Annotated in this window: 25 protein-coding genes and 1 pseudogene; 22 read left to right on the top strand and 4 right to left on the bottom strand. The window is 60.5% G+C overall.

What is annotated here, in order from left to right; genetic code table 11:
- From B3849_RS10110 to B3849_RS10130, 5 genes and pseudogenes are all read left to right on the top strand, one after another.
- Window positions 1-171, top strand: a pseudogene (locus B3849_RS10110) (C4-dicarboxylate ABC transporter); the annotation flags it as partial.
- 67 nt (window positions 172-238) lie between these two features.
- A complete protein-coding gene (locus B3849_RS10115) occupies window positions 239-1,276 on the top strand; it encodes a TRAP transporter substrate-binding protein (protein WP_005849726.1) in 1,038 nt (345 codons plus the stop codon).
- Between the two features lie 73 nt (window positions 1,277-1,349).
- Window positions 1,350-2,711, top strand: coding sequence for a glutamine synthetase family protein (locus tag B3849_RS10120; protein ID WP_005849725.1), 1,362 nt, complete (start codon window positions 1,350-1,352; stop codon window positions 2,709-2,711).
- Between the two features lie 3 nt (window positions 2,712-2,714).
- Window positions 2,715-4,091 (top strand): aldehyde dehydrogenase family protein, encoded by a 1,377-nt coding sequence (locus tag B3849_RS10125; protein ID WP_278425356.1) that lies wholly within the window; start codon window positions 2,715-2,717, stop codon window positions 4,089-4,091.
- 5 nt (window positions 4,092-4,096) lie between these two features.
- Window positions 4,097-5,242, top strand: coding sequence for an iron-containing alcohol dehydrogenase (locus B3849_RS10130; RefSeq protein WP_278425357.1), 1,146 nt, complete (start codon window positions 4,097-4,099; stop codon window positions 5,240-5,242).
- Between the two features lie 152 nt (window positions 5,243-5,394).
- On the opposite strand, the gene B3849_RS10135 is transcribed toward B3849_RS10130, so the two are convergent.
- Complete coding sequence (locus B3849_RS10135) at window positions 5,395-6,513, bottom strand: Do family serine endopeptidase (protein WP_278425358.1); 1,119 nt, start codon at window positions 6,511-6,513, stop codon at window positions 5,395-5,397.
- A gap of 157 nt (window positions 6,514-6,670) precedes the next feature.
- Between B3849_RS10135 and B3849_RS10140 the strand changes: the two genes are divergently transcribed.
- From B3849_RS10140 to B3849_RS10215, 16 genes are all read left to right on the top strand, one after another.
- Window positions 6,671-7,342 carry a response regulator transcription factor gene (locus tag B3849_RS10140; RefSeq protein WP_005849717.1) on the top strand — a complete coding sequence of 224 codons (672 nt, stop codon included), beginning with the start codon at window positions 6,671-6,673 and terminating at the stop codon, window positions 7,340-7,342.
- Complete coding sequence (locus tag B3849_RS10145; protein WP_278425359.1) at window positions 7,339-8,682, top strand: sensor histidine kinase; 1,344 nt, start codon at window positions 7,339-7,341, stop codon at window positions 8,680-8,682. The genes B3849_RS10140 and B3849_RS10145 overlap by 4 nt, the downstream gene beginning before the upstream one ends.
- A 111-nt stretch (window positions 8,683-8,793) precedes the next feature.
- On the top strand, window positions 8,794-10,209 hold the full coding sequence (locus tag B3849_RS10150) for a cytochrome ubiquinol oxidase subunit I (RefSeq protein WP_180828060.1): 1,416 nt from the start codon (window positions 8,794-8,796) through the stop codon (window positions 10,207-10,209).
- Between the two features lie 10 nt (window positions 10,210-10,219).
- A complete protein-coding gene (gene cydB, locus B3849_RS10155) occupies window positions 10,220-11,227 on the top strand; it encodes a cytochrome d ubiquinol oxidase subunit II (protein ID WP_005849712.1) in 1,008 nt (335 codons plus the stop codon).
- The gene (locus B3849_RS10160) at window positions 11,227-11,337 is read left to right on the top strand and encodes a DUF2474 family protein (protein WP_286780090.1); all 111 of its coding nucleotides are present in this window, start codon (window positions 11,227-11,229) and stop codon (window positions 11,335-11,337) included. Before cydB ends, B3849_RS10160 begins: the two co-directional genes overlap by 1 nt.
- Before the next feature lie 119 nt (window positions 11,338-11,456).
- Window positions 11,457-12,419: an NADPH:quinone oxidoreductase family protein gene (locus B3849_RS10165; RefSeq protein WP_009825263.1), complete on the top strand. Its 963-nt coding sequence runs from the start codon at window positions 11,457-11,459 to the stop codon at window positions 12,417-12,419.
- A gap of 139 nt (window positions 12,420-12,558) precedes the next feature.
- Window positions 12,559-13,083: a CoxG family protein gene (locus B3849_RS10170; protein ID WP_243250669.1), complete on the top strand. Its 525-nt coding sequence runs from the start codon at window positions 12,559-12,561 to the stop codon at window positions 13,081-13,083.
- Between the two features lie 65 nt (window positions 13,084-13,148).
- Entirely contained in the window at window positions 13,149-14,078 is a 930-nt protein-coding gene (locus tag B3849_RS10175; protein ID WP_009825261.1) for an ABC transporter ATP-binding protein, read from the top strand.
- Window positions 14,075-14,836 (top strand): ABC transporter permease, encoded by a 762-nt coding sequence (locus B3849_RS10180; RefSeq protein WP_005849702.1) that lies wholly within the window; start codon window positions 14,075-14,077, stop codon window positions 14,834-14,836. Before B3849_RS10175 ends, B3849_RS10180 begins: the two co-directional genes overlap by 4 nt.
- A 52-nt stretch (window positions 14,837-14,888) precedes the next feature.
- Window positions 14,889-15,686 (top strand): S49 family peptidase, encoded by a 798-nt coding sequence (locus tag B3849_RS10185; protein WP_278425485.1) that lies wholly within the window; start codon window positions 14,889-14,891, stop codon window positions 15,684-15,686.
- A 173-nt stretch (window positions 15,687-15,859) separates the two neighbouring features.
- Window positions 15,860-16,813, top strand: a complete 954-nt coding sequence (locus tag B3849_RS10190) for a calcium/sodium antiporter (protein WP_005849697.1) — start codon at window positions 15,860-15,862, stop codon at window positions 16,811-16,813.
- A gap of 12 nt (window positions 16,814-16,825) precedes the next feature.
- Complete coding sequence (locus B3849_RS10195; protein ID WP_278425486.1) at window positions 16,826-17,605, top strand: SDR family oxidoreductase; 780 nt, start codon at window positions 16,826-16,828, stop codon at window positions 17,603-17,605.
- Window positions 17,606-17,889: 284 nt separating this feature from the next.
- Complete coding sequence (gene uvrC, locus B3849_RS10200) at window positions 17,890-19,755, top strand: excinuclease ABC subunit UvrC (protein WP_009825257.1); 1,866 nt, start codon at window positions 17,890-17,892, stop codon at window positions 19,753-19,755.
- A gap of 122 nt (window positions 19,756-19,877) precedes the next feature.
- On the top strand, window positions 19,878-20,543 hold the full coding sequence (gene pgsA, locus B3849_RS10205) for a CDP-diacylglycerol--glycerol-3-phosphate 3-phosphatidyltransferase (protein WP_009825256.1): 666 nt from the start codon (window positions 19,878-19,880) through the stop codon (window positions 20,541-20,543).
- Window positions 20,543-20,788, top strand: coding sequence for a molybdopterin converting factor subunit 1 (gene moaD / locus B3849_RS10210; RefSeq protein WP_278375130.1), 246 nt, complete (start codon window positions 20,543-20,545; stop codon window positions 20,786-20,788). The genes pgsA and moaD overlap by 1 nt, the downstream gene beginning before the upstream one ends.
- A gap of 1 nt (window position 20,789) precedes the next feature.
- Window positions 20,790-21,233 carry a molybdenum cofactor biosynthesis protein MoaE gene (locus B3849_RS10215; protein ID WP_278425487.1) on the top strand — a complete coding sequence of 148 codons (444 nt, stop codon included), beginning with the start codon at window positions 20,790-20,792 and terminating at the stop codon, window positions 21,231-21,233.
- A 16-nt stretch (window positions 21,234-21,249) separates the two neighbouring features.
- Here B3849_RS10215 and B3849_RS10220 read toward each other — a convergent pair whose 3' ends face one another.
- From B3849_RS10220 to ubiA, 3 genes are all read right to left on the bottom strand, one after another.
- The gene (locus tag B3849_RS10220) at window positions 21,250-21,576 is read right to left on the bottom strand and encodes a hypothetical protein (RefSeq protein WP_005849689.1); all 327 of its coding nucleotides are present in this window, start codon (window positions 21,574-21,576) and stop codon (window positions 21,250-21,252) included.
- A 1-nt stretch (window position 21,577) separates the two neighbouring features.
- Window positions 21,578-23,476 (bottom strand): OmpA family protein, encoded by a 1,899-nt coding sequence (locus B3849_RS10225; RefSeq protein WP_278375131.1) that lies wholly within the window; start codon window positions 23,474-23,476, stop codon window positions 21,578-21,580.
- 63 nt (window positions 23,477-23,539) lie between these two features.
- Window positions 23,540-24,514, bottom strand: coding sequence for a 4-hydroxybenzoate octaprenyltransferase (gene ubiA / locus B3849_RS10230; RefSeq protein ID WP_286780091.1), 975 nt, complete (start codon window positions 24,512-24,514; stop codon window positions 23,540-23,542).
- A gap of 12 nt (window positions 24,515-24,526) precedes the next feature.
- On the opposite strand from ubiA, the gene B3849_RS10235 reads away from it, so the two are divergent.
- Window positions 24,527-25,249: a 16S rRNA (uracil(1498)-N(3))-methyltransferase gene (locus B3849_RS10235; protein ID WP_278425489.1), complete on the top strand. Its 723-nt coding sequence runs from the start codon at window positions 24,527-24,529 to the stop codon at window positions 25,247-25,249.
- Window positions 25,250-25,277 lie beyond the last annotated feature (28 nt).

A 25,277-nucleotide genomic window follows, 5' to 3' on the forward strand; every position in this document is an offset into this window, starting at 1 on the left:
TTTGGTTATAACCTGTTCCTGATGCGCGCAATGGCCCCGCCAGAGATCACGATCCGCGATATCTACCGGTCGATCATCCCCTTTGTCGGGGTGATGGTGCTGGCGCTCGCGGTGGTCATGATCTTCCCGCAGATCGCGCTTTGGCTGCCGGACTATGTCTATGGAAAATAAGCATTAACAACCAAGCGGTCAGAGCAACTGGCCCTTTTCATCCCAACCCCAACAAGGAGTATGAGACATGACAACAAGACGTAAGTTCCTGAAAGGAGCCGCCGTTGCCGGTCCGGCAACCCTTGCCGCACCATCGATCCTGCACGCCCAAGAGCCGATCCGCTGGCGTTTCCAGACCTATGCGGGGTCCGCACTTGGCGAAGAGGTGACGAAACCGGCCATCGACGCAATCAACGCCGCTGCCCAAGGTGAGCTGGAAATCGAGCTTTTCTATGCCGACCAGATCGTCCCCACAGGCGAGCTTTTCCAAGCGCTGCAGCGCGGTACCATCGACGGCGTGCACTCGGATGATGACTCCATGGCGTCGCCCACGCCTGTCCGGTCCTTCGGCGGGTATTTCCCGCTGGCAACGAAACACGCGCTCGACGTGCCGGTGCTGTTCAACCAATACGGTCTGGCCGACATCTGGCGCGAGGAATACGCCAAGGTTGGCGTGCACTGGCTGTCTGCGGCGGGGCAAGACCCGTGTAACTTCAACACCGTCAAGCCGATCAAATCGCTGGCCGATATGGACGGGCTGAAGCTGTATACCTTCCCGACGGCGGGTCGCTTCCTGTCGCAATTCGGCGTCGTGCCGGTCAACATCCCCTACGAGGACGCCGAAGTCGCGGTGCAGACGGGCGAGCTGGACGGTATGGCGTGGTCGGGCATCACCGAAGACTACACCGTGGGCTGGGCCGATGTGACCAACTACTTCTGCACCAACAACATCTCGGGGGCGTGGATCGGGTCGTTCTTCGTCAACGCAGAGAAATGGGCAGAGCTGCCGGACCACCTCAAGCAGATCGTGAATTCCGCGATCGAGGCGAGCCACACCTACCGCAACCAATGGTACTGGGGCGGCGAGGCGCGCCTGCGTGCATCGGGCGAGAAGCTTGAGCTGACATCCGTACCGCAGGATGAATGGAAAGTGGTCGAGGAAGCGGCGGTGAAATTCTGGGACGAGATGGCGGAAGAAGGCGAAACGGCCGCCAAGATCGTGCAGATTTTCCGCGACTATAACAACGTCATCTCGAAAGCGGGCCCGCCCTATACTTTCGGCTGATCCGGCTTTGACATCATGACCATCGGGGCGGCGCATCTGTGCCGCCCCCTCACATCAAAAGGGACGTTTGCAGATGGGCAACCTTACTTTCGACACGCTCAAGGACCTGGCCGCCAAAGGCGAGGTGGACACGGTGCTGGTGGCACTGGTGGACATGCAGGGCCGCCTGATGGGCAAGCGTTTTCACGTCACGAATTTTATCGATCATTCCCATGCGGAGACGCATTGCTGCAACTATCTGCTGGCAACCGATCTGGTGATGTCCACGCCCGAGGGCTTTGCCTCGACCAGCTGGGAAACCGGCTATGGCGACTATGTGCTGCGGCCTGATCTGTCGACCATGCGCCATGTGCCGTGGCTGGATAAAACCGTGCTGGTGCTTGGCGATGTGCTGGATCACCACACCCACGAACCTGTCTCCCATTCGCCGCGCGCCATGCTGAAAAAGCAGATCGCCCGACTGGATGCGCTTGGTTTTGACGCGATGATGGCAACCGAGCTTGAGTTCTTTCTGTTCGAGGGCGATTATCGCACCTTGCAGAAAGAGAAATACGCCAACCTCGTGCCCCTGAACGGCCATAACGAAGACTACTGCCTTTTCCAGACCACCAAGGAGGAAAGCTTCCTTCAGCCACTGCGCAACCATCTCGTGGGGGCGGGGATCCCGGTCGAATGCACCAAGGGTGAGGCCGAGGTCGGCCAGCAAGAGCTTAACATCCGCTATGCCGATGCGCTGGCCTGTGCCGATCACCACACGATTTCGAAACAAGCGGTGAAAGAGATCGCCTATCAGCAGGGGTTCTCGGCCTCCTTCCTGCCCAAGTGGTCGGCGGATAAGGTGGGGTCGTCCAGCCATGTGCATATGTCGCTGTGGAAAGACGGCACGCCCGCGTTCTATGACAAGGACGCCAAGCTGGGCATGTCGCAGATGATGCAGCATTTCATGGCCGGTCTGATCGCCTATGCCCCTGATATTACGTATTTCTTCGCGCCCTATATCAACAGCTACAAACGCTTTGCCAAAGGCACCTTTGCGCCTACGAAAACCGTCTGGTCTGTCGATAACCGCACCGCGGGCTTCCGGCTGTGTGGCGATGGCACCAAGGGGATTCGTGTTGAATGTCGCATCGGCGGGTCTGACCTGAACCCCTATCTGGCGCAGGCTGTGCTGCTTGCGGCAGGGCTGAAGGGGATCGAGGAAAAGCTGCCCCTGCAAGAGCCGACGATGGGCGATGTCTACGAAGACGCCAACGTCACCGAAATCCCCCGCACCCTGCGTGCCGCAACCCAAACGCTGCGCAACTCTGCCATGCTGCGCGAGGCCCTTGGCGACGACGTGGTCGACCACTACACCCGCGCAGCCGAATGGGAGCAGGAGGAATACGACAAGGTCGTGACCGACTGGGAAATCAACCGCGGATTTGAGCGAGCATAAACGATGACAAACACTTTGAAATGTATCTCACCGATTGACGGATCGGTTTACCTTGAACGCCCTGTCCTGTCGCTGGAGGCAGCGCGCGATGTCTGCGCCCGCGCCAAGGCAGCACAAGGCGCATGGGCCGCGCGCCCCTTGGCCGAACGTGTCCAACTGGTGCGCGATGCCATTGCCGAGGTGGGCAAAACCACCGATCGTATGGCACAGGAACTGGCACATCAGATGGGCCGTCCCGTGCGCTATGGCGGCGAGTTTGGCGGCTTTGCCGAGCGCGGCAACTATATGGCCGACATCGCCGAAAAGGCGCTGGCCCCGACGATTGTCGAAGACAGCGACAAGGCCACCCGCAAGATCACCCGCGAGGCGCGCGGTGTTGTGCTGGTCGTGGCCCCGTGGAACTACCCCTATATGACGGCGATCAACACGGTCGCGCCAGCGCTGATCGCGGGGAATACCGTGGTGCTGAAACACGCCACCCAAACCCTGCAAGTGGGTGAACGTCTGGCCGAAGCTTTCCACGCCGCAGGCATCCCCGACGATGTCTTCCAGAACGTCTTTCTTGATCACGACACCACCTCGGCACTGATCGCCGAACGGCAGTTCGGCTTCGTGAACTTCACCGGATCGGTCGGGGGCGGCAAGGCGATGGAGATTGCAGCCGCGGGCACCTTCACACCCGTCGCGACCGAACTGGGGGGCAAAGACCCCGGCTATGTGCGCGCCGACGCGGATGTCGACGCCGCTGTTGACGGGCTGATGGATGGGGCGATGTTCAACGCGGGGCAGTGCTGCTGCGGGATCGAACGGATTTATGTGCACGAAAGCCTGTATGATGCCTTTGTCGAAAAGGCCGTGGCTTGGGTCAATGCGCTCAAGCTTGGCAACCCGCTTGAGGCGGATACCGATATCGGCCCCATGGCGAACGTCCGTTTCGCCGCCGAGGTGCGCGCCCAGATTTCCGAGGCCGTCGCCGCCGGTGCGACCGCGCTGATCGATACCTTTGAGGCGGATGACGGCGGCGCGTATCTCACGCCGCAGATCCTGACCAACGTCACCCACGACATGCGCGTGATGCGCGACGAAAGCTTTGGCCCTGTCGTGGGCATCATGCCCGTCAAGGACGACGCGGAAGCGATTGCGCTGATGAACGACTGCCAGTTCGGGCTGACCGCCGCGATCTTTACCAAGGACGCCGATGCTGCCGATACCATCGGCGCGCAGCTGGAAACCGGCACCGTGTTCATGAACCGCTGCGATTACCTTGATCCGGCCCTGTGCTGGACCGGCTGCAAGGACACAGGGCAGGGCGCGGGCCTGTCCGAGCTTGGCTATCAGGCGCTGACGCGCCCCAAATCTTACCACCTGAAAAAGGCTTGATCCTTATGGCACTGCAAAACAACTGGTCCTACCCCACCGCCATCCGCTTTGGCGCGGGCCGTATTTCTGAAATCGGAGAGGCCTGCGTGGCCACGGGGATGAAAAACCCCTTGCTGGTGACGGACAAGGGCCTTGCCTCGATGGAGATCACGACCCGCACGCTGGATCTGCTGGACGGCGCAGGCTTTGGCCGCGCGATGTTCTCGGAAGTGGACGCAAACCCGACCGAGCTGAACCTCGAGGCGGGGCTGAAGGTCTACCGCGAGGGCGGGCATGATGGTGTGATCGCCTTTGGCGGTGGCTCTGGCCTCGATCTGGGCAAGATGGTCGCCTTCATGGCGGGACAGTCGCGGCCTGTGTGGGATTACGAGGATGTGGGCGATTGGTGGACCCGCGCCGATGCCGACGCCATCGCGCCGATCATCGCGGTGCCCACCACGGCGGGCACCGGGTCCGAAGTGGGGCGCGCGTCGGTTCTGACCAACTCTGAAACCCATGTGAAAAAGATCATTTTCCACCCCAAAGTGCTGCCCAGCATCGTGATCTGCGACCCCGAGCTGACGGTGGGGATGCCCAAACATATCACCGCAGGCACCGGCCTTGATGCCTTTGCCCATTGCGTCGAGGCGTTTAGCAGCCCGCATTACCACCCCATGTCGCAAGGTATCGCGCTGGAGGGCATGCGGCTGGTCATCGACTATCTGCCGCGCGCCTATGCAGACGGGACAGACATTGAAGCGCGCGCGCAGCTGATGTCGGCGGCGGCGATGGGGGCGACGGCGTTCCAGAAGGGTCTGGGCGCGATCCACGCCATGAGCCACCCGATCGGCGCGGTGTTCAACACGCACCACGGGACCACCAATGCGGTCTGCATGCCCGCGGTGCTGGACCTGAACGAGCCTGAAATCCGCGAACGCTTTGACCGCGCGGCAGGGTATCTGGGGATCGACGGCGGCTATGACGGCTTCCGCGCCTTCGTGCAGGAGTTCAACGACAGCTTCGGTATCCCGCGCAAACTGTCGGAAATGGGCGTGAGCGCTGACCGGATCGACGATCTGGTCGCGATGGCGCTTGAAGACCCGTCTTGCGGTGGCAACCCTGTGACATTGACCACGGAAAACCTGCGCAAGCTGTTCGAGGCGACAATCTAAACCTCCGCAGAGGGCCCAAAAGAAAACCACCCCCGACGGTCTGCGTCGGAGGTGGTCTGCCGCACCGGGGGGACGGGCGGTGGGGCCCGCCGCGTTGGGGAACGCGGTCGGGCAAATCCAGCAGGGAACGAGGTAAGCCCGCTGGAAGACGCTTACGCTTTTTGATCGGCCAATGTGCCGATGGTGACCGTCCGCGTGACCTCTTTGCCCTTGTGCAGGACCATGACCTCGGCTTTGGCTTCCGGATCGGTTTCGGCCACAGCGCGGGTCAGATCGCGCAGTTCCTTGATCTCTGTGTCGTTGAACGACAGGATGATATCGCCTTTCTCAAGACCGGCTTTCTTGGCCGGGCTGTCATCGCCGATGGCTTCGATCACCGCCCCTTTCGGCGCGTCCAGCCCCAGCACTTGCGCGACCTCTGCCGTCATCGGACGGATTTGAACGCCGAGCCAGCCGCGGGTGATTTCCCCGTCGTCGGACAGGTCGGCCACGATGTCCTGCACCAGATCGGATGGTACGGAAAAGCCGATCCCGACAGAGCCGCCATCAGGCGACAGGATTGCCGTGTTCACGCCAATCACTTCGCCCGCGTTATTGAACAGCGGCCCGCCGGAGTTGCCACGGTTGATCGCCGCATCGGTCTGGATAAAGTCATCATAGGGGCCCGCGTTGATATTGCGCGACTTGGCCGAGATGATGCCGGTGGTGACCGTGCCACCCAGACCAAAGGGGTTGCCCATGGCGACCACCTCGTCGCCGACGCGCATGTCATCGGAAGACCCGAATTTCACCGCTGGAAGGTCAACATCCGCTTCGACCTTGAGCACGGCAATATCTGTCAGCACATCGCTGCCGACCACCTTGGCGTCAAAGCTGCGGCCATCGGCCAGCTTGACCTTGACCGTGTCGGCACCGGTGACAACGTGGTTGTTCGTTACGATCATTCCGTCCTTGGACACGATAAAGCCCGATCCAAGCCCATGCATCGGCTGTGCGCCAGCCGGTCCTTGCGGCATCAACTGCTCAAAACGTTTGCGCAGTTCCTCTGGCATGCCTTCGGGCAGTTGCACCTGCGCGCTGGTCTGCTCTGCCGTGCCGGTTACCTCGATGAATACAACAGCGGGTGAGATTTGTTCGACCAGATCGGCATAGCCGCCAGCGGGCACCGCCAGAGCCGCCGTCGGGGCAAGCGTCATGGCCGAGGTAGAGGCGAGGGCCGCTGCGAGCACAAAGGGTGCGGCGCGGCGAGGGGAGGAGAAAAGAGATGTCATGCGTGGTTCCTTCGTCTTCAGGGATGACACCCAAATGGCAGCCCATTCTAACAGCGGGTTTTTGCGGGCTATACAAATGTGTAAACTTGTCTCTCGCAGGTGGCAGCACGCCCTATATCAGGTATCGAAGGATCAAAGCCTCAATGGACCATTGTATATGAAACTGCTTGTCGTCGAAGATGATGCCACCACCGGAACCTATATCGCGCGGGGGTTGCGCGAAGAAGGGCATACCGTTGATCTTGTCGCTGAAGGGCGCGAGGGGCTGATACAGGCGACCTCGGGTGCTTACGACGTGCTGATCGTCGACCGGATGCTGCCAGAGATCGACGGGCTGACGCTGGTCAAGACCTTGCGTGGCGCGGGTAACTTGACGCCGGTGCTGTTTCTGACCGCCATGGGCAGCGTCGATGACCGTATCAGCGGATTGAACGCAGGCGGCGACGACTATCTTGTCAAACCCTTCGCCTTTGGCGAGCTTTCGGCGCGTGTCACCGCTCTTGCGCGCCGTCCGCAGGCGATGGAGCAGGAAACCGTGCTGCGTGCAGGCGATCTTGAAATGCAACTGATCACCCGCAAGGTGACCCGCGCCGGACAGGAGATCGACCTGCTGCCTCGTGAATTTGCCCTGCTTGAACATCTGCTGCGTCGCAAGGGCAGGGTGCAGACCCGGACCATGTTGCTTGAAGCGGTCTGGGACATCAGCTTTGACCCGATGACCAACGTTGTCGAAACCCACATCAGCCGTTTGCGGGCCAAGGTGGACAAACCCTTTGATCGTGAGCTGATCCAGACCGTGCGCGGTGCCGGCTACCGGATCGACGGATGACCGCGCGGCTGGCGCAGCTTTGGCGGTCCATGCCGGTGCGGTTGGCGCTGCTGCTGGTCTTGCTGTTCTCGACCGTCAGCCTGATGGGGTTGGCGGCCAGCTATGCGGTGACGCAGAATTCATTTGAAACCGCGATCCGTGCGGATCTTGAACAGGATATCGCGGGCTTTCGCGCGGCCCCCAATGCCCGCGCCGTGGCCCTGCTGGTGGACGCTGAATCGCGCGACGCCGATCCCAGCCGCGTTGTGCTTAGCTATATCACCCCGTCGGGGCGCATCTATGGCAACGGGGCCATCGCGCGGGATGACGAAGGCTATCATATCGTGTCGCTGGCCGAGGGACGGGCCGAATATGACGGGGTCTACCTGTCGCTGACAACGCCGCTTTACGGCGGGCAGTTGACCGTCGCCCGTAGCCGCGCACAGATCGAAGGGCTGCGCACGGTGTTCCTGAATATCCTGCTGATCAGCCTGCTGCCCACGGTGCTGGTCGCCTTGTCGGGCGGGCTTTATCTGGCGCGGCGCAGCAAGCGGCATGTGGATGTTATCGGACGCACGCTGGATGACCTGACGACCGGCGATCTTGCCGCGCGGGTGACCGTGTCGCCGGGGTGGGCCGATGATCTGCAACGTATCGGCAGCAAGGTGAACCAGATGGCAGGCGCACAAGAGGCGCAAACCCAGATGCTGCGGCAGGTATCGTCAGACATTGCCCATGACCTCAAGACACCGATCCAGCGCGTCGCGGTGCATCTGGACGATCTGGCGCGCAGCCTGCCCGAAGACACGGACGAAGGCATCTTGCTGACCAAAGCGCAGGAGGAGGTCGCGGGCATCGCTTCGGTCTTTCAATCGCTGTTGCAGATCGCTTCGGTCGAGGCGGGGTCGCCCAAGTCGCATTTCGCCTCTGTCGATCTGAACCAGCTTTGCGAGACCCTCACCGAAGTGTACGAGCCCGCCGCCGCGGCCAAGCAGCAGCGGTTGCACAGCGCCGTGCCCGACGCGCAAATCACCGTCTCGGGCGATAAGAACCTGTTGGGGCAGATGATGTCGAACCTGCTGGAAAATGCCATGCGCCACACGCCCGAGGGGAGCGAGATCACCCTGACGCTTTCCCGCACGCAGGGGCGGCCTGTGATCGAGGTGGCCGACAATGGCCCCGGCATCCCCGAAGACGCGCGCGACAAAGTGCTGCGCCGCTTGTACCGATTGGATGCCAGCCGCCACACGCCGGGCAACGGTCTGGGGCTCAGCCTTGTCGAGGGGGTGGTAAAACTGCACGGCGGGCAGATCGCGCTGCTGGACAACGCGCCGGGGCTTCTTGTGCGCATCACCCTATAGCACGCACGTCTTCTGCGGCGATTTGAGCATGTGACTTATGAGGGGTGCAGCGCTATCTAGGGTGTAAGGGCCGAAACCCGTTGTTTTTGGCCATTCACTACGAGGTACGACATGCTTGATGGGTTTTCAGCCGAGGTTCTGGCACGGGTCCAATTCGCCTTTACCGTTTCGTTTCACATTATTTTTCCGGCGTTCTCGATCGGGTTGGCCAGCTTTCTGGCGGTGGTGAATGCGCTTTGGCTTTGGACCAAGGACGAAACCTACAGGGTGCTTTTCGACTACTGGAAAAAGATCTTTGCCGTGGCCTTTGGCATGGGCGTCGTATCGGGCATTGTGATGTCCTATCAATTCGGCACCAACTGGTCGGTCTTCTCTGACAAGGCGGGGCCGGTGGTCGGGCCGCTGATGGCCTATGAGGTGCTGTCGGCCTTCTTCCTTGAGGCCGGCTTTCTGGGCATCATGCTGTTTGGTCTGAAACGGGTCGGGCCGGGGCTGCATATGTTTGCCACAGCGATGGTTGCCTTTGGCACATTGCTTTCGGCCACTTGGATCTTGTCGGTGAACAGCTGGATGCAGACCCCTGCGGGCTATGGCTTTAACGATGTGGGGCAGTTCATTCCGCTGGATTGGTGGAAGATCGTCTTCAACCCGTCGTTCCCCTACCGTTTGCTGCATATGGTGCTGGCGGCTTATCTGACGACGGCGCTGGTTGTGGGCGCTGTGGGTGCGTGGCATTTGCTGAAGGACAATCAGGGGCCTGCATCGCGGCGCATGTTCTCTATGGCGATGTGGATGCTGCTGCTGGTCACCCCCTTGCAGATCGCGGCAGGGGATTTCCACGGCATCAACACGCTAGAGCATCAGCCCGCCAAGGTCATGGCGATGGAAGGGCATTTCGACAGCCACCCCGACGGCGCGCCGCTGATCCTGTTCGGCATCCCCAATCAGGCAGAAAAACGGGTCGATTACGCCATCGAGGTGCCGAAACTCTCGTCGCTGATCCTCAAGCATGACCTGAACGCGCCGCTGGCCGGGCTGGACACAATCCCTGACGAGGACGAGCCGCCGGTTGCCATCGTCTTTTTCTCGTTCCGGGTGATGGTGGGGCTTGGATTTGCCATGCTGGGTTTTGGCCTTTGGGGCGGGATCGCGCGCTGGCGCGGGACGCTGCACAGCTCGCGCTGGTTGCATCGGGCGGCGATTGTCATGGGGCCGATGGGCTTTGTCGCGGTGTTGGCCGGGTGGATCACGACCGAGGTCGGGCGTCAGCCCTTTACCGTCTACGGGCTGCTGCGCACCAGTGACAGCCTTGCTCCGGTCAGCGCGCCTGCGGTTGGTGCATCGTTGATCTCGTTCATCGTGGTCTATTTCTTCGTCTTCGGGGCGGGGGTGTTCTATATCCTCGGGCTGATGCGCAAACGCCCCCATGTGGGCGCGCAGGAAGAGCTCACCGACGGCCCCGTCCGCGCGGCGGGGACGACTCCGGTAGCGCAGGACAAGACCCAAGACATAGCAGCGTCAGAGTAGGAGACAGCAGATGTTTGGATTAGAGCTTTCGTTTATCTGGGCCGGCATCATCGCGCTTGCGGTGCTGATCTATGTCATTCTCGACGGCTTCGACCTTGGGGTCGGGCTGCTGTTCCCGCTGTCCAAGGACGAGGGCGAACGTGACGTGATGATGAACTCTGTCGCGCCGATCTGGGACGGCAATGAAACGTGGCTGGTTCTGGGCGGCGGCGGTTTGTTCGCCGTCTTCCCGCTGGCCTATGCCACGGTGATGCCCGCGCTTTATATGCCGATCATCCTGATGCTGCTGGGGTTGGTCTTTCGTGGCGTCGCTTTCGAATACCGCTGGCGCACGGTGCGGGGCAAACATCTGTGGGACATCTCGTTCTTCGGGGGCTCGCTGGTGGCCTCCATGTGTCAGGGGATCGCGCTTGGCGCGCTGGTGCAGGGGATCGAGATCGAGAACCGCGCCTATGCCGGCGGCTGGTGGGACTGGCTGACGCCCTTCTCTGTCCTGACCGGTTTCGCGGTGACCGTCGGCTATGCGATGCTGGGCGCGACTTGGCTGAACATGAAGCTGGAGGGCCGTATTCAGGCGCATATGCGGCGGCTGGCCTGGCCCTTTGCCATTGCGACACTGGTGTTCATGGGGCTCGTCAGCCTTTGGACGCCCTTCCTGAACGACGCTTTCTTTGGCCGCTGGTTCGCCTTTCCGACCGCGATTTTCAGCTTTCTGGTGCCTGCCTTGGTGGCCGCAGCCGTCTATGGGCTGTTCCACGGGCTGCAACGTCATTGGGACGTGACGCCGTTCCTCTGCGCGCTGGCGCTGTTCGTGCTGGGCTTTATCGGGATCGGGATCAGCTTCTACCCCTATATCGTGCCTTCCTCGCTGACCATCGTCGAGGCCGCGGCACCTGACAGCAGCCTCAAGTTTGCCTTGGTCGGCACTTTGGTCCTGCTGCCGATGATCCTGTCTTACACGATCTATACCTACTGGGTGTTCCGCGGGAAGATCGACCCCGAAGAGGGTTACCACTGATGCGACGCAACTGGATAACACGCACCGGGTGGTTTGTCCTGATCTGGGTGCTGAGCGTCGCAGCGCTTGGACTGGTGGCCTATGGGATCCGGCTGATGATCATGCCCTGAGGGGGGCATGGCGGGGCCGGGCATCTGCCGTTGGGTAATTTCACAAGGGCCGGGGCAAGGGGGTTGCAAAGCCGCCAATGCTCTGGCCCTTTTGCGTGAAATAGCAAGAGGATCCCCAGATGCGCGCCATGCAAGTCACCGCCTATGACCAGCCCCTGTCCGAGCAAGAGCTGGAAATGCCCGTCCCCGCCGCTGGCGAAGTGTTGATCAAGGTCGATGCCTGCGGGTTGAACTTTGGTGACCTGCTGATGATCAAGGGCACCTATCAGCAAAAGCCGGATCTGCCCTTCACGCTGGGGATGGAGCTTTCGGGCAGCGTCGCCGCCGTGGGGGAGGGCGTGACCGATCTGGCGGTTGGTCAACGTATCGCGGCTTATAGCGGCCTGCTAGGGCTGGCCGAATATGCCGCCATTCCCGCCAATGTCTGCGTGCCGATCCCCGACGATATGCCGGCCGAGGATGCCGCGGCCTTTCTTGTGGCCTATGGCACCAGCCATGTGGCGCTGGACTATAAGGCGCGGCTGCAACCGGGGGAACGTCTGCTGGTGCTGGGTGCATCAGGCGGGGTCGGGCTGACGGCAGTAGAGCTGGGCAAGCTCATGGGGGCAGAGGTCATCGCTTGCGCCCGTGGTGCGGCCAAGCTGGAGATTTGCCGCGCTGCCGGGGCCGACCATCTGATCGATTCAGAAACCGATGACATCCGCGAGGTGGTGAAATCCTTGGGCGGGGCAGATGTGGTCTATGACCCGATCGGCGGCGACCAGTTCAAGGCGGCACTGCGGGCCTGCAACCCCGAGGCCCGTATCCTGCCGCTTGGGTTTGCCTCGGGCGAGGTGCCGCAGATCCCTGCCAATATCCTGCTGGTCAAGAACATCGACGTGCTGGGTTTTTTCTGGGGCGGGTACAAGAACTTCAAACCGCAGGTGCTGACAGACAGCTTCAAGGTGCTGATCGACTGGTATAGCGCGGGCAAGCTGAAACCCCATGTGAGCCACGTACTGCCGCTGGATCAAGCGAACGAAGCGCTGGATCTGCTGCGCACGCGCAAGGCGACGGGCAAGGTCATCGTACGGGTCAGTTAGGGTCTGCGCATTATTGGCGATGTGGCGACTGTTGAGATCTTTAGCGCCCCTATCGCAATAGCCGGACCCGCGCGTTTGACCTTGGCGTCGCCAATTGATGTGCGCTAGGTTGTCGCAAAGCCATCAACGGAGAGCCCCCATGAAAATGTCAGAGACCCGCCAGATCGCAGCCAGCCCGGCAGAGGTATATGCCGCGCTGCTGGACCCTGACATGCTGATCAAATGCGTCCCCGGCGCGACCGAGGTGACCGGATCGCCGGAAGAAGGGTTCGAGGCGACCGTGGTGCAGAAGGTCGGCCCCGTCAAAGCCACGTTCAAGGGGCAGGTCACCATGACCGATATGGTGCCCGACCAGTCGATCAAGATCAGCGGCGAAGGCAAAGGCGGTGCTGCCGGGTTTGCCAAGGGTGAGGCGGACGTGACGCTGGCTGCTGTCGATGGCGGGACCGAGCTTTCCTATGAGGTCGAGGCCAAGGTCGGCGGCAAGCTTGCACAGCTTGGCAGCCGGATCATCGACGGGTTTGCCAAAAAGATGGCGGACCAGTTCTTTAACAACCTGCAAGAAACGCTTGAGGGCCCAGCCGAGGATGCGCCGGCGGAAGCGGCAGAGGCAGCGGATGCACCAGCCGAGAAAAAGGGCTGGTTCGGCCGCAGCAAAAGCTGACGGGTAGGGCCTGTTCACTTTGGAATAATCAGTCTAGTTTCCGGCCAACAACACCGGAGACGCCCATGCCTGACATCGTAAAGATCACCGACCTGCGCAAGGCCTATGCAGATGGGTTCGAGGCGCTGAAAGGCGTGTCGCTGAACATCCGAGAGGGCGAAATCCTTGCCCTGCTTGGCCCTAATGGCGCAGGGAAAACAACACTTATTTCAACTATTTGCGGGATCACGACCGGCACAGGCGGTAGCGTCACTGTGGGCGGTTTCGACACGGTAAACGACTACCGTGGTGCGCGGTCGATGATCGGGCTGGTACCGCAAGAGATCAACCTTGAACCCTTTGAAAAAGTCATCAGCACTGTGCGTTTCTCGCGCGGGTTGTTTGGGAAACCCAAGGATGATGCAGCAGTTGAAAAGATCCTGCGGCAGCTATCGCTGTGGGACAAGAAAGACAGCCAGATCCGCGCCCTGTCGGGCGGGATGAAACGTCGTGTCTTGATTGCCAAGGCTTTGGCACACGAGCCCCGCGTCCTGTTCTTGGACGAACCCACCGCCGGCGTGGATGTAGAACTGCGCCGCGATATGTGGAACATCGTCGCGGACCTGAAAGCCAGCGGCGTGACCATCATCCTCACCACCCACTATATCGAGGAAGCCGAGGCGATTGCCGACCGGATCGGTGTGATCGCCCACGGCGAGCTCCTGCTGGTCGAGGATAAAGACACGTTGATGTCACGCATGGGGAAAAAGCAGTTGGTGGTGCAGTTGACCCAGCCGATTGACGCGATCCCCGACAGTCTTGTCTCTGACGCGCTGACCCTGTCCGACGACGGGCACGCGTTGATCTATTCCTATGACACGCGGGCAGAGCGGACGGGCATCACCAAGCTCTTGTCCGATGTCGCGGCCGCGGGGCTTGTGCTGTCTGATCTTGAGACGTCGCAAAGCAGTCTTGAGGATATTTTTGTCGATCTGGTCAAGGAGGACGCGGCATGAACTGGATCGCTGTCAAATCCATCTACACGTTTGAAATGGCGCGCTTCTTTCGCACGATCACGCAGAGTCTGATCTCTCCGGTGTTGTCGACGTCGCTGTATTTCGTAGTGTTCGGCGCGGCGATCGGCAGCCGCATCCAAGAGGTAGAAGGCATCAGCTATGGCGCGTTCATCGTACCGGGGCTGATCATGCTGAGCGTGATCACGCAATCGATCTCGAACGCGTCCTTTGGCATCTATTTCCCCAAGTTCATCGGCACCGTGTTCGAACTTTTATCCGCGCCGGTTAACTTTATCGAAATTGTCTGCGGCTATGTCGGGGCTGCGGCGACCAAGGCACTGTTTATCGGGGTGATCATCCTGCTCACGGCGTTCTTCTTTGTGGACATCACCATTCAGCATCCGATCTGGATGGTGGCCTTTCTGGTACTGACCTGCATCAGCTTTTCGCTGATGGGCTTCATCATCGGGATCTGGGCGGGCAACTTTGAACAGTTGCAGCTTGTGCCGCTGTTGATTGTGACGCCCTTGGTCTTCCTTGGGGGATCGTTCTATTCGATCTCTATGCTGCCGCCGGTGTGGCAGGTGATCTCTCACTTTAACCCGGTGGTGTATCTGATCTCGGGCTTCCGCTGGGCCTTCTTCGGATCGGCGGATGTGCCGATTGTAACCAGCCTTTTGGCCATCGCGGGCTTTACGGCGCTGTGTCTTGCGGTGATCGGTTGGATTTTCCGTACCGGCTGGCGGATTAGGCAGTAAGTATCGGGTGCCCTCCTTGTTTGCAGGTATGGTGCACTCTACATGGGAAGGTATGATAAAATACCTTCCCTTTTTGGCCTCCCGTCCGACGGTTTCCGTGGTGCGACTGTCTGGCGTGATCGGGGGCCGCACCCGTGGTGGCCTGAACGACAGCGGCATTGGCCCCGCCATCGACAAGGCATTCAACCGCGGCAAACCCGCGGCTGTGGTTTTGGAAATCAGCAGTCCCGGCGGTAGCCCGGTACAATCGTCGTTGATCGGCGCGCGCATCCGGCGTCTGGCCGACGAAAAGAACATCCCCGTCATCGCCTTTGTCGAAGATGTCGCGGCCTCTGGCGGCTATTGGTTGGCCGCGGCTGCGGGTGAAATCTATGCCGATCCCAGTTCCGTTCTGGGGTCCATCGGTGTGATTTCGGCGTCTTTTGGTGCGGATGAATTTATCCAACGCCACGGGGTAGAGCGGCGGGTTTATACCGCAGGCCAGTCCAAATCCATGCTCGACCCGTTCCGCCCTGAAAAGCCCGAAGATGTCGCGCGGTTGAAGCAACTGCTGGAGGATATCCACGGGAACTTCATCGATCACGTTACATCACGCCGCGGGAGCAAGCTTTCCTCTGACACTGACCTGTTCACCGGAGAGGTCTGGCTGGCGAAACGCGCCACCGAGCTGGGGCTGATCGACGGCATCGGCCACCTGCGCCCGATGATCAAGCAACGCTTTGGCGACAAGGTGAAGTTCAACCGCTACGGCACCAAAAAGGGGCTGCTGTCCCGATTTGGTGCGCAGATCATCGGCGACGCGGTCGACAGTATTGAAGAGCGCGCGGCCTATGCGCGGTTCGGGCTCTGACGCATGGTCTTTAAGATTGTCTTATTGTTTCTGGTCGCCATGGGCACGCTCGCATGGTTTGGAAAGATGCACTGGTTGGGCGGTAAGCGCCTGAGCCAGAAGAAATGTAATAATTGTGGACGCTATCGCATTGGGAAAACTCCCTGCGGATGCGGGGGTAAACGCGGATGATTATGCCTTGGGTTCTAAGTGTTTTGGGGCTGGTGATTTTGTTGCTGGCCGGGGATGCGTTGGTTAAGGGGGCGGTCAACCTGTCCCTGCGCCTCGGCGTGCCCGCTTTGATCGTCAGCCTGACGATTGTGGCGTTCGGGACGTCTGCGCCCGAATTGCTGGTGTCGATCAAGGCGGTGCTGGACGATTCACCGGGGATCGCATTGGGCAATGTCGTGGGGTCGAACACCGCGAACATCCTGCTGGTGCTCGGGGTGCCCGCCTTGCTGGCGACGATGCACACGTCAGAGTGTAGCACGCGCAAGACGTTCAACATGATGATTGCCGCTTCGGTGTTGTTCATCGGGCTGGCATATCGTGGCGTTTTCGATTTCTGGGCGGGTTTCGTGTTGCTGGGGGCCTTGGCCTATGTGCTGTACGACATGTACCGCGACGGCAAAGAGCATCGCCGCGAATGTAAAAACGCTGCCGCCGCGGACCTGGAAGAGCCCGAAGGGGCCGATCCCGATATGCCGGGCTGGCGCATTGCGGTATTCCTTGTGCTCGGGTTGGTGGGTTTGCCCCTCGGGGCGGGGCTGCTGGTGGATAATGCGTCCATGATCGCGCGCGCCTACGGGGTTAGCGACACGGTCATAGGACTGACGCTGGTGGCGATCGGGACCTCGATGCCCGAGCTCGCAACGACCGTTATGGCAGCGCTGCGTCGTCAGGCTGATGTCGCCTTGGGTAACGTGATCGGGTCCAACCTGTTCAACCTGCTGGGCATTATCGGTATCGCGAGCCTTGTAGGGCCGATCCATGTTGATCCGGAATTCCTGCGGTTCGATCTGTGGGTCATGCTGGGGGCGTCGCTGCTGTTGATCCCCTTTGTGTATCTGGGGCGTGACATCAACCGCATCTGGGGCATCGTTCTATGTGCCGTCTATGCGGGCTATATGGCGGCTGTTCTGATCTAAAAGAGGTGCGGTATGAAACACGCGTTGGTAACCGGAGCCGGAGCCCGCTTGGGGCGTGCGATGGCGCTATATCTCGGGGATCGCGGGTATGACGTTGCGGTGCATTACAACAGCTCGTCCGACGGTGCCGACGAGGTTGTGTCCGAGTTGAAGGCAAAGGGGCGGCAGGCTGTCGCCCTACAAGCCGATCTGCTGGACGAGACCGCGACGCATGATCTGCTGCCACGCGCGGCAGGGGCACTTGGCGGGCCGATCACCTGCCTAGTGAACAACGCGTCGATTTTTGAATACGACAACATTTCTACCGCGACAGAGGAAAGCTGGCACCGCCATATCGGCAGCAACCTGCGGGCACCTTTCATTCTGACGCAGGCCATGGCCGCGCAAGGCTTGGCGCCGGAGACTGACGCACAGGACGAGCCCGTCGCCGCGGGGCTGATCATCAATATGCTGGACCAGCGTGTGCGCAAGCTCACGCCGGAGTTCATGACATATACCATCGGAAAAATGGGGTTGTGGGCGCTGACCCAGACATCTTCCCAAGCACTGGCACCGGCGATACGGGTCAATGCAATCGGTCCTGGGCCGACCCTGAAGGGGGCCAAGCAGACCGACGAACACTTTGCGCGACAGCGGTCCAAGGTGATTCTCGAACGGGGGGCGAATCCCCGCGATATTACCGCTGCATTGGGCTATTTCATTGATGCGCCGTCGGTTACGGGGCAGTTGATCTGCACTGACGGGGGGCAGCACCTAGGCTGGAAAACCCCCGACGCGCAAGGCCTAGAATAGGCTTTCCACGCAAGTTGTGCACCGCGGTCACATCGGTAACAAAACCGTTACAAAAAGGGGCGTGTTTTCAGTGGGTTGGAAAGTGTTAATAAAAATAACGTCTAAAGTCAATGGCTTGCACATATGCCTAAAAATTAGGCAAACACCGGAAGCCCCATTAATACATGGGAAAATCCGCGCTGTTTGAAAGTTATCTGCAAGGTTATCCACAAGAGTCGTGGGTATGTTTAATCTTGTCCTACCGCTAACACTGTTGCAGCCAAAAGGTCCGAACGCTCGAATCAATGTCAGACGCTAACGAAAAACCCAAAACCGGCCATGAGGTGATTCAATCGTACCTGAAAACGATTGATGGCTCTCCTGGTGTGTACCGGATGCTCGATTCGGAAAGCCGTGTCCTTTACGTGGGCAAGGCGCGGAATCTGCGCGCGCGGGTGAGCAACTACGCGCGTCCGTCAGGTCATTCGGGCCGGATCGCGCGGATGATATCAAACACCGCGTCGATGATGTTTCTGACCACGAAAACAGAGACCGAGGCGTTGCTGCTTGAACAGAACCTGATCAAACAGCTCAAGCCGAAATTCAACGTGCTGCTGCGCGATGACAAGAGCTTTCCCAATATTTTGGTCACGGCCACGCATGATTATCCGCAGATCAAAAAGCACCGTGGGGCCAAAAAGGAAAAGGGCAATTACTACGGGCCCTTCGCCAGCGCCGGTGCGGTGAACCGTACGCTGAACCAGCTGCAACGGGTGTTCCTGCTGCGCGATTGCTCTGACGCGATGTTCGAAAGCCGCTCGCGCCCCTGTTTGCAGCATCAGATCAAGCGCTGCTCTGCCCCCTGTGTGGGTAAGATCTCGCCCGAGGAATATCGCAAGACGGTGCAGGACGCGGAGAAATTCCTTAACGGTAAGTCCACCGATATTCAGGGCAGGCTGGCGACCGAGATGGCCGAGGCGTCGGAGGCGATGGAGTTTGAACGCGCCGCCGCCCTGCGCGACCGGATCAAGGCGCTGACGCAGGTGCAAACGGCACAGGGGATCAACCCGCAAGGCGTTGCGGAAGCGGATATTATCGCGCTGCACCTGGATCAGGGGCAGGCTTGCGTGCAGGTCTTCTTTATCCGCGCCAACCAGAACTGGGGGAACCGCGACTACTATCCCCGTGTGGGCCCCGATGTGGATGCCGCCGAGGTGCTGGAGGCTTTTATCGGTCAGTTCTATGACACCCGCGAACCACCGCGTCAGCTGATCCTGTCGAACGACATCGAAAGCCCCGATCTGATGGTCGAGGCGCTGTCGGGGAAGCTGGGGCGTAAAGTTGACATCGTGGTCCCCAAACGTGGCGAAAAAGCAGAGCTGGTCGATGGGGCGCTGCGCAACGCCCGCGAATCTTTGGCGCGTAAACTGGCAGAGACAGCGACCCAGACGAACCTTCTTAAAGGTATCGCTGACGCCTTTGATCTGCCTGCGCCGCCGCAACGGATCGAGGTCTACGATAACTCCCACATCCAGGGGACGAACGCGGTTGGCGGTATGATTGTCGCCGGCCCCGACGGGATGATGAAAAATCAGTACCGCAAGTTCAACATTCGCGGCGATGACCTGACGCCGGGGGATGACTTTGGCATGATGAAAGAGGTGCTGACCCGTCGTTTCAAACGGTTGCTCAAGGAAGACCCGGACCGCAAGCTAGGTATGTGGCCTGACCTGCTGTTGATCGACGGTGGTGCAGGGCAGGTGAGTGCTGTGGCGTCCATCATGCGCGAATACGGGGTCGAGGATATTCCGATGGTCGGCGTGGCCAAAGGTGTCGATCGTGATGCGGGCAAAGAGGAATTTTACCGCGTCGGCGAGCGCCCGATGGCCTTGCGGCATAATGATCCGGTTTTGTATTTCATCCAGCGTTTGCGCGACGAAGCCCACCGTTTCGCCATCGGCACCCACCGCGCCAAACGTGCCAAGGCCGTGGGGGCGACGCCCCTTGATGACGTGCCCGGCGTCGGTGCCGCCCGCAAACGCGCGCTGCTGGCCCATTTCGGGTCAGCCAAGGCCGTTGGTCGCGCGAACTTGAGCGACTTGAAGGCCGTCGACGGGGTGTCGGTTGCGTTGGCCGAACGGATTTATGCGTTTTTCCACGAACGCGGATAGCCCGAAATTTCAGCCTTCGGGCACGCGGTGGGGGCAGGTCGCTCCGCGGGGAGTTTATTTTGCAAAATGAAGGCGATATCTTGGCACTTTCCCCTGTCGTCTTGCCACTGTAGGGTGACGCTATGAAGTGGAATATCCCCAATATCCTGACGCTCTTGCGTCTTGTCGCGGCCCCGGGTGTGGCTGTGATGTTCTTGTATTTTTCGCGTCCCTATGCGGACGCTTTGGCGATGTTCCTATTCATCGCCGCAGCGGTCACCGATTGGTTTGACGGCTATCTTGCGCGCGCGTGGGGGCAGGAAACCAAGCTGGGGACCATGCTGGACCCGATTGCCGACAAGGCGATGGTGGTGATTGCGCTGATGGTGATCGTCGCGGTTTCAAGCTGGTCGCCATGGCTGGTGCTCCCTGCCACCGTGATCCTGTTTCGCGAAGTCTTTGTTTCGGGCCTGCGGGAGTTTCTGGGGGATGTGTCCGGCACCTTGAAGGTCACGGCGCTGGCCAAGTGGAAGACAACCGCGCAGATGGTCGCGATCGCCGTGTTGTTCGGGCAGGGGCTGTTCGAACATTACTTTGGCATGTCGATTTTCGGCATGGATAATGCCTTGGTCGGCGCCATACTCTCTGGTGAGGAAGAGGACGTTCTAGGGCTCACCTGGAAGTTCCACGGGATGATCTGGGCCGGCCGGGTCGGGTTGGCGCTGCTTTGGGTTGCAGCGGCGCTGACGGCGATCACCGGCTATGATTATCTGCGCAAATCCATGCCCCATCTGGTGGAGCCACGCTGATGAATATCTTGTATTTTGCATGGGTTCGCGAACGTATCGGGCTTCCTCGTGAGAAGGTCGAGACGTCGGCCCGCACTGTTCTGGACCTTGTAGAGGAGTTGCGCGCGCGCGAAGAGCGCTATGCGGTCGCTTTTTCCGATCTGTCCGGCCTGCGTGTCGCCGTGGATCAGGAACTTGCCGATTTCGATGCCTTGTTAGAAGGGGTGCGCGAAGTAGCGTTTTTCCCGCCGATGACAGGGGGCTGAGATGAAGATCTCGGTTCAGGAAGCGGGTTTTGATCTGGGGCAGGAAAGCCAGGATTTTGCTGCCGGTCATCGGGATATGGGAGCCATCGTGACCTTCACCGGCATCGTGCGCGATCTGCCCGATGATCCGTTGCAGGCGATGGAGATTGAACACTACCCCGGCATGACCGAATCTGCCCTGACCGAGATGGCCGAAACCGCGATAGCGCGGTTTTCGCTGGGGGATGCGCTGGTCATTCACCGCTTCGGCCGACTGCTGCCGGGCGAGATGATCATGATGGTCGCCACCGCTGCGCGCCACCGCAAGGATGCGTTTGAAGCGGCTGAATTCCTGATGGATTACCTGAAGTCGCGCGCACCCTTCTGGAAGCGTGAGATCACTGCCAAAGGGGCGGATTGGGTTGCATCAAAGGCAGAAGACGAAGACGCGCTGGCCCGGTGGTAAGCGGCACGACGGCCCTTTAGCTGGCCTGTTGACGATCGATATAGGCGCGCATTTCTTCCGCTTCGTGGCGCGCATCGCGCAACCCGTCCATCGCCGCGCGCAGCTCTGCCTCGGTCTGGTTGAGCTGGTTCGTCAGCTCTGCCTCGCGCTGTTGCAGATAGGTGATCGCCTGATCGCGGGTTTCTTCGGCTTCGTGCAATTCCTGGCTCATCCGGTCAAGCTGGGCGACATCGTCGGCCGCCACGCGGGTAAAGCGGTGCAGCAGCCAGTTGGCAAACCATCCAAGGCAGAAGGCGACGAATAGGATAATCGCTGTCGCGATGACAAATTCGGTTCTGCTCATGTTAGTTGCCTTCTTGGGTCTGGTCGGATGGTGTGTCTGTATCGCCTGTATCCGCGCCATTTTCCAGCGCTGTTTCGTCAGAATCTTCCGACGGGCCTTCATTGATCAGCTTAAATTCGATCCGGCGGTTCGCCTCGCGGCCTTCTTCGGTGTCGTTGGAGGCAACGGGCGATTCTTCGCCATAGCCCTTGGCCACGAAGGAGCCGGTGATTACGCGGCGGGCGCGCAGTTCGTTCAGCACCGATTGGGCCCGCGACTGGCTGAGCGCGAGGTTCATTTCCTCGCGGCCTTGGCTGTCAGTATAGCCCTGTACCTCAAGTGCTATGTCGCGGCAGTCTTGCAGGATTTCGGCAATTTGATCCATCGTACCAAGCGCCGAGGCGTCAATGGTGGCGCTGCCGGGTTCGAAGTTGATCTTGCCCTTGGCCACAACCTTGCCGATCTCGGCCTCGCATTCCTGCGGGGTGGGCAGGCCCAGAACGGGGTCGAGCTTTTCTTGATAGGCGACTTTGACCTCATAGTCTTTGCCTTCGCCCAGTTTGCCCGCCAACAAGGTTGCGATCTGCGTGCTGGCATCGGGGTTACCGGTGTTGCCCGCGACGCTGACGCTATCGGGGGTTACGATGACCGTCCCGTTGGCGAGCTTGGACAGCGCATCCAGTGCCGACAGCACGCGCGTCGGCCAATCGGCGGGCAGATCATCGACAATCCGCGCGGCGGTATAGACCTTGTCCGAGCCAAAGCTCGCCTTGGCGTAGCTATCGGCCAATTCGCGCAGCGCATCGTCTGTCAGACGGCCGCGCAACTGCACCTGACCTTCGGGCGAGAGCGTGGCGACGAATTCGGGCGGGCCGGCGTCGGGGTCGACGGTTTGGGGCAGGCGGGCATTCAAAGCAAAGACGTCAGGCAGGGCGTTTTCCAGCTCTCCGACGACGCGGTCAAAGACGGCGCGTTCGGTGCCTTCGGCGGCGATCAGGCTGATATCGGCATCGGCAAAGCTGACGGAGCCGCCACCGATCTTGGACAACGCGCCGATGGCTTTCTCCACGGCTTCCGACCACCGCGGGCTTGGCACGCCAAGACCCACCGTGCAGCGTGCCGACCCCGGTGCGCCAGCCGCAACGGCCGCCTTGAGGATCCGGGCGCTGGCCTGTTCGGTATCCGCGCTGCAGGCGTCAAAGCCGGTGCTGTCTTCCTCGATCTGGAAGCGCAGGGTAAAGGGGGTGATCACCGGGCGCGGCGCGGCGATCTCCAGTGTCACCGTCAGCCCGGGAGGGGCCGCACGTTTCAGCTGGTTTTCCAGCCGTGCTTTGGCTTCTGCGCTGTCGGAAATGGCCGTGATCGCCACACGCCCCGCTTCGGCAGAGACTTTGGCACGGGGCAGTTTCTCCATCGCGGAAATGGCGAAACCAAAGGCGTCTTCCCATCCGTCGGGGGCAGGGTAATTCGCTGATTCCAGTAGGTCCGCGACATGATCTTGACCGGCGATGGATTGGAAACGGTCGATGGCCGCATCGCGGTCGGTGGTCGTGGGAATCAGCCCGATGATCGAGACGCCGGAATCATTGCGCAAAATCTCGACCGAGAATTTCGGCGCGGCGATTGCGGCCTGCGCGGTCACATCCATCTGGTCAATCACGCGGGCAGCATCGACGATGGTGCCTGCGGTGCTTAGCGCATTGAACCGCGCGACTTCGTCCGGCGCGGTGCCCGACAGGGTGACCTGCAACCCGTCTGCCTGCACTTCGGCCCATGTCATCTCTTTTGCATCAAGCGCATCACGCACGCCGATCTCGGAGTTTTCCTCGATCAGGGTTACCGAAAAATTCGCGGCCACCAATGACACGGTCGCAGCGGCGGTAAAGGTCATCGCGATGATCAGGAGTGCAGATAGGCGCATAAGCTCGTTTCTGAAACCGTTAACGTTGGAGCCTTTGATACGCCCGAGGGGACAGGGGTGCAATCACGCCAGCAGGGCTGCGGCAAAAAACACCAGCGGGATCATGCCGGTATCGCGGTTCACACGAAACAGGCGCAGAAGCTTGTCGTTGTCGTTGATGTCAATGCCACGCAACTGCCACGCCATATGCCACCCCATTGCCCAAGGACCGCCAAGCGCGATGACCATCGCCAGAAAGGATGCGGAATCGCGCAGGGCAAAGATCACCGCCAGCCCCATCAGGCCCACGGTGGCGATCAGGAAGCGCCGCAGCCAATGGCCGGTATTGTCTCCGAACAGGCGGGCTGTGGATTTGACCCCGATCAGGGCGTCATCTTCCTTGTCCTGATGGGCATAGATCGTGTCATAAAAAAGCGTCCACGCGATGCCCGCAGCATAGAGCACCACCGCAGGCGCGCCGAGGCTGCCGGTATGGGCGGTCCAGGCCAGCAGCGCGCCCCAGTTAAATGCGATGCCAAGGAAAACCTGCGGCCACCACGTGAAACGTTTGGCAAAAGGGTAAACGGCGACGGGCAGCAGGGCCAGTACACCAAGGGCGATGGCAGCCCCGTTGAAGGTCAGCAAAATGCCAAGCGCGATCAGCATCTGTGCCATCATCCATGCCAGCGCACCTTTGACGCTGACCTGACCCGAGGGGATGGGCCGAGACCGCGTGCGGGCGACCTTGCCATCGATATGCCGGTCGGTGATGTCGTTCCACGTGCACCCCGCGCCGCGCATCAGCCAGGCACCGGCACCGCAGCCGATGAAGATCCACAGGTCAAACCAGCGCGGTTGCTGGTCAAACAGCATCGCCAGCGTCAGCCCCCACCAGCAGGGCAGCAGCAACAGCCACGTGCCAATAGGGCGGTCGGCGCGGCTGAGCCGCAGGTAGGGGCGGGTGAAACGCGGCGCAAAACGGTCCACCCAATTGTCCGCAGGGGCATCGACCACGCGTGTCGCATCATTGCCATCTGGTGTCGGCGAGGTGTCGTACATATATCTGTGCCCATGAACGCGAAAATCAGACTTTATGTAGATCATCCGTTGGGGCAGGGGCAATCCGTTCCTTTGGATAAGGCGCAGGCGCATTATCTCTTTGGCGTGATGCGCCAATCGGTGGGCGCGTCGGTTCTTTTGTTTAATGGCATTGATGGCGAATGGCGCGCCGAGGTCGCCGAGGCGGGTAAACGCGGCGGCGTGCTGGCCTGTGCCGAACAGACCAAACCGCTGCACATGCCGCCCGACCTGTGGCTGATCTTTGCGCCGATCAAAAAGGCGCGCACGGATTTCATTGTCGAGAAAGCTGCCGAAATGGGGGCGCGGCGCATTGTGCCGGTGCAAAGTGAATTTACCAACGCCGGCCGCGTGCAGCGCGATCGTCTGCAAGCCCACGCGGTCGAGGCAGCGGAGCAATGCGGCGGGACTTTCGTTCCGGAGGTGGCCGATATGGTCCGGCTGGACCGTCTGATCGATCGTTGGGAGCCCGAGCGGTCCTTGATGTTCTGCGACGAGGCGCTGGCGGGCGAGGAAGAGGGGCTCGCATCCGCGCGGCCCGGTCCTTGGGCCATCCTGATTGGACCAGAGGGCGGGTTTTCCGACAGTGAGCGCGTGCGTTTGCGCGGGTTGGACTGGTCGCGCCCTGTCGCATTGGGGCCACGCATCTTGCGGGCGGATACGGCAGCAGTGGCGGCCATGACCCTGTGGCAAAAGACATTGGGAGATTGGGCGTGAGTGCGGTTTCCGGCACGCGCGTCGGAGT

The organism is Sulfitobacter sp. UBA4523 (assembly GCF_002388305.1).
In the GTDB taxonomy this organism is placed as follows: Bacteria; Pseudomonadota; Alphaproteobacteria; order Rhodobacterales; family Rhodobacteraceae; genus Sulfitobacter; species Sulfitobacter pontiacus.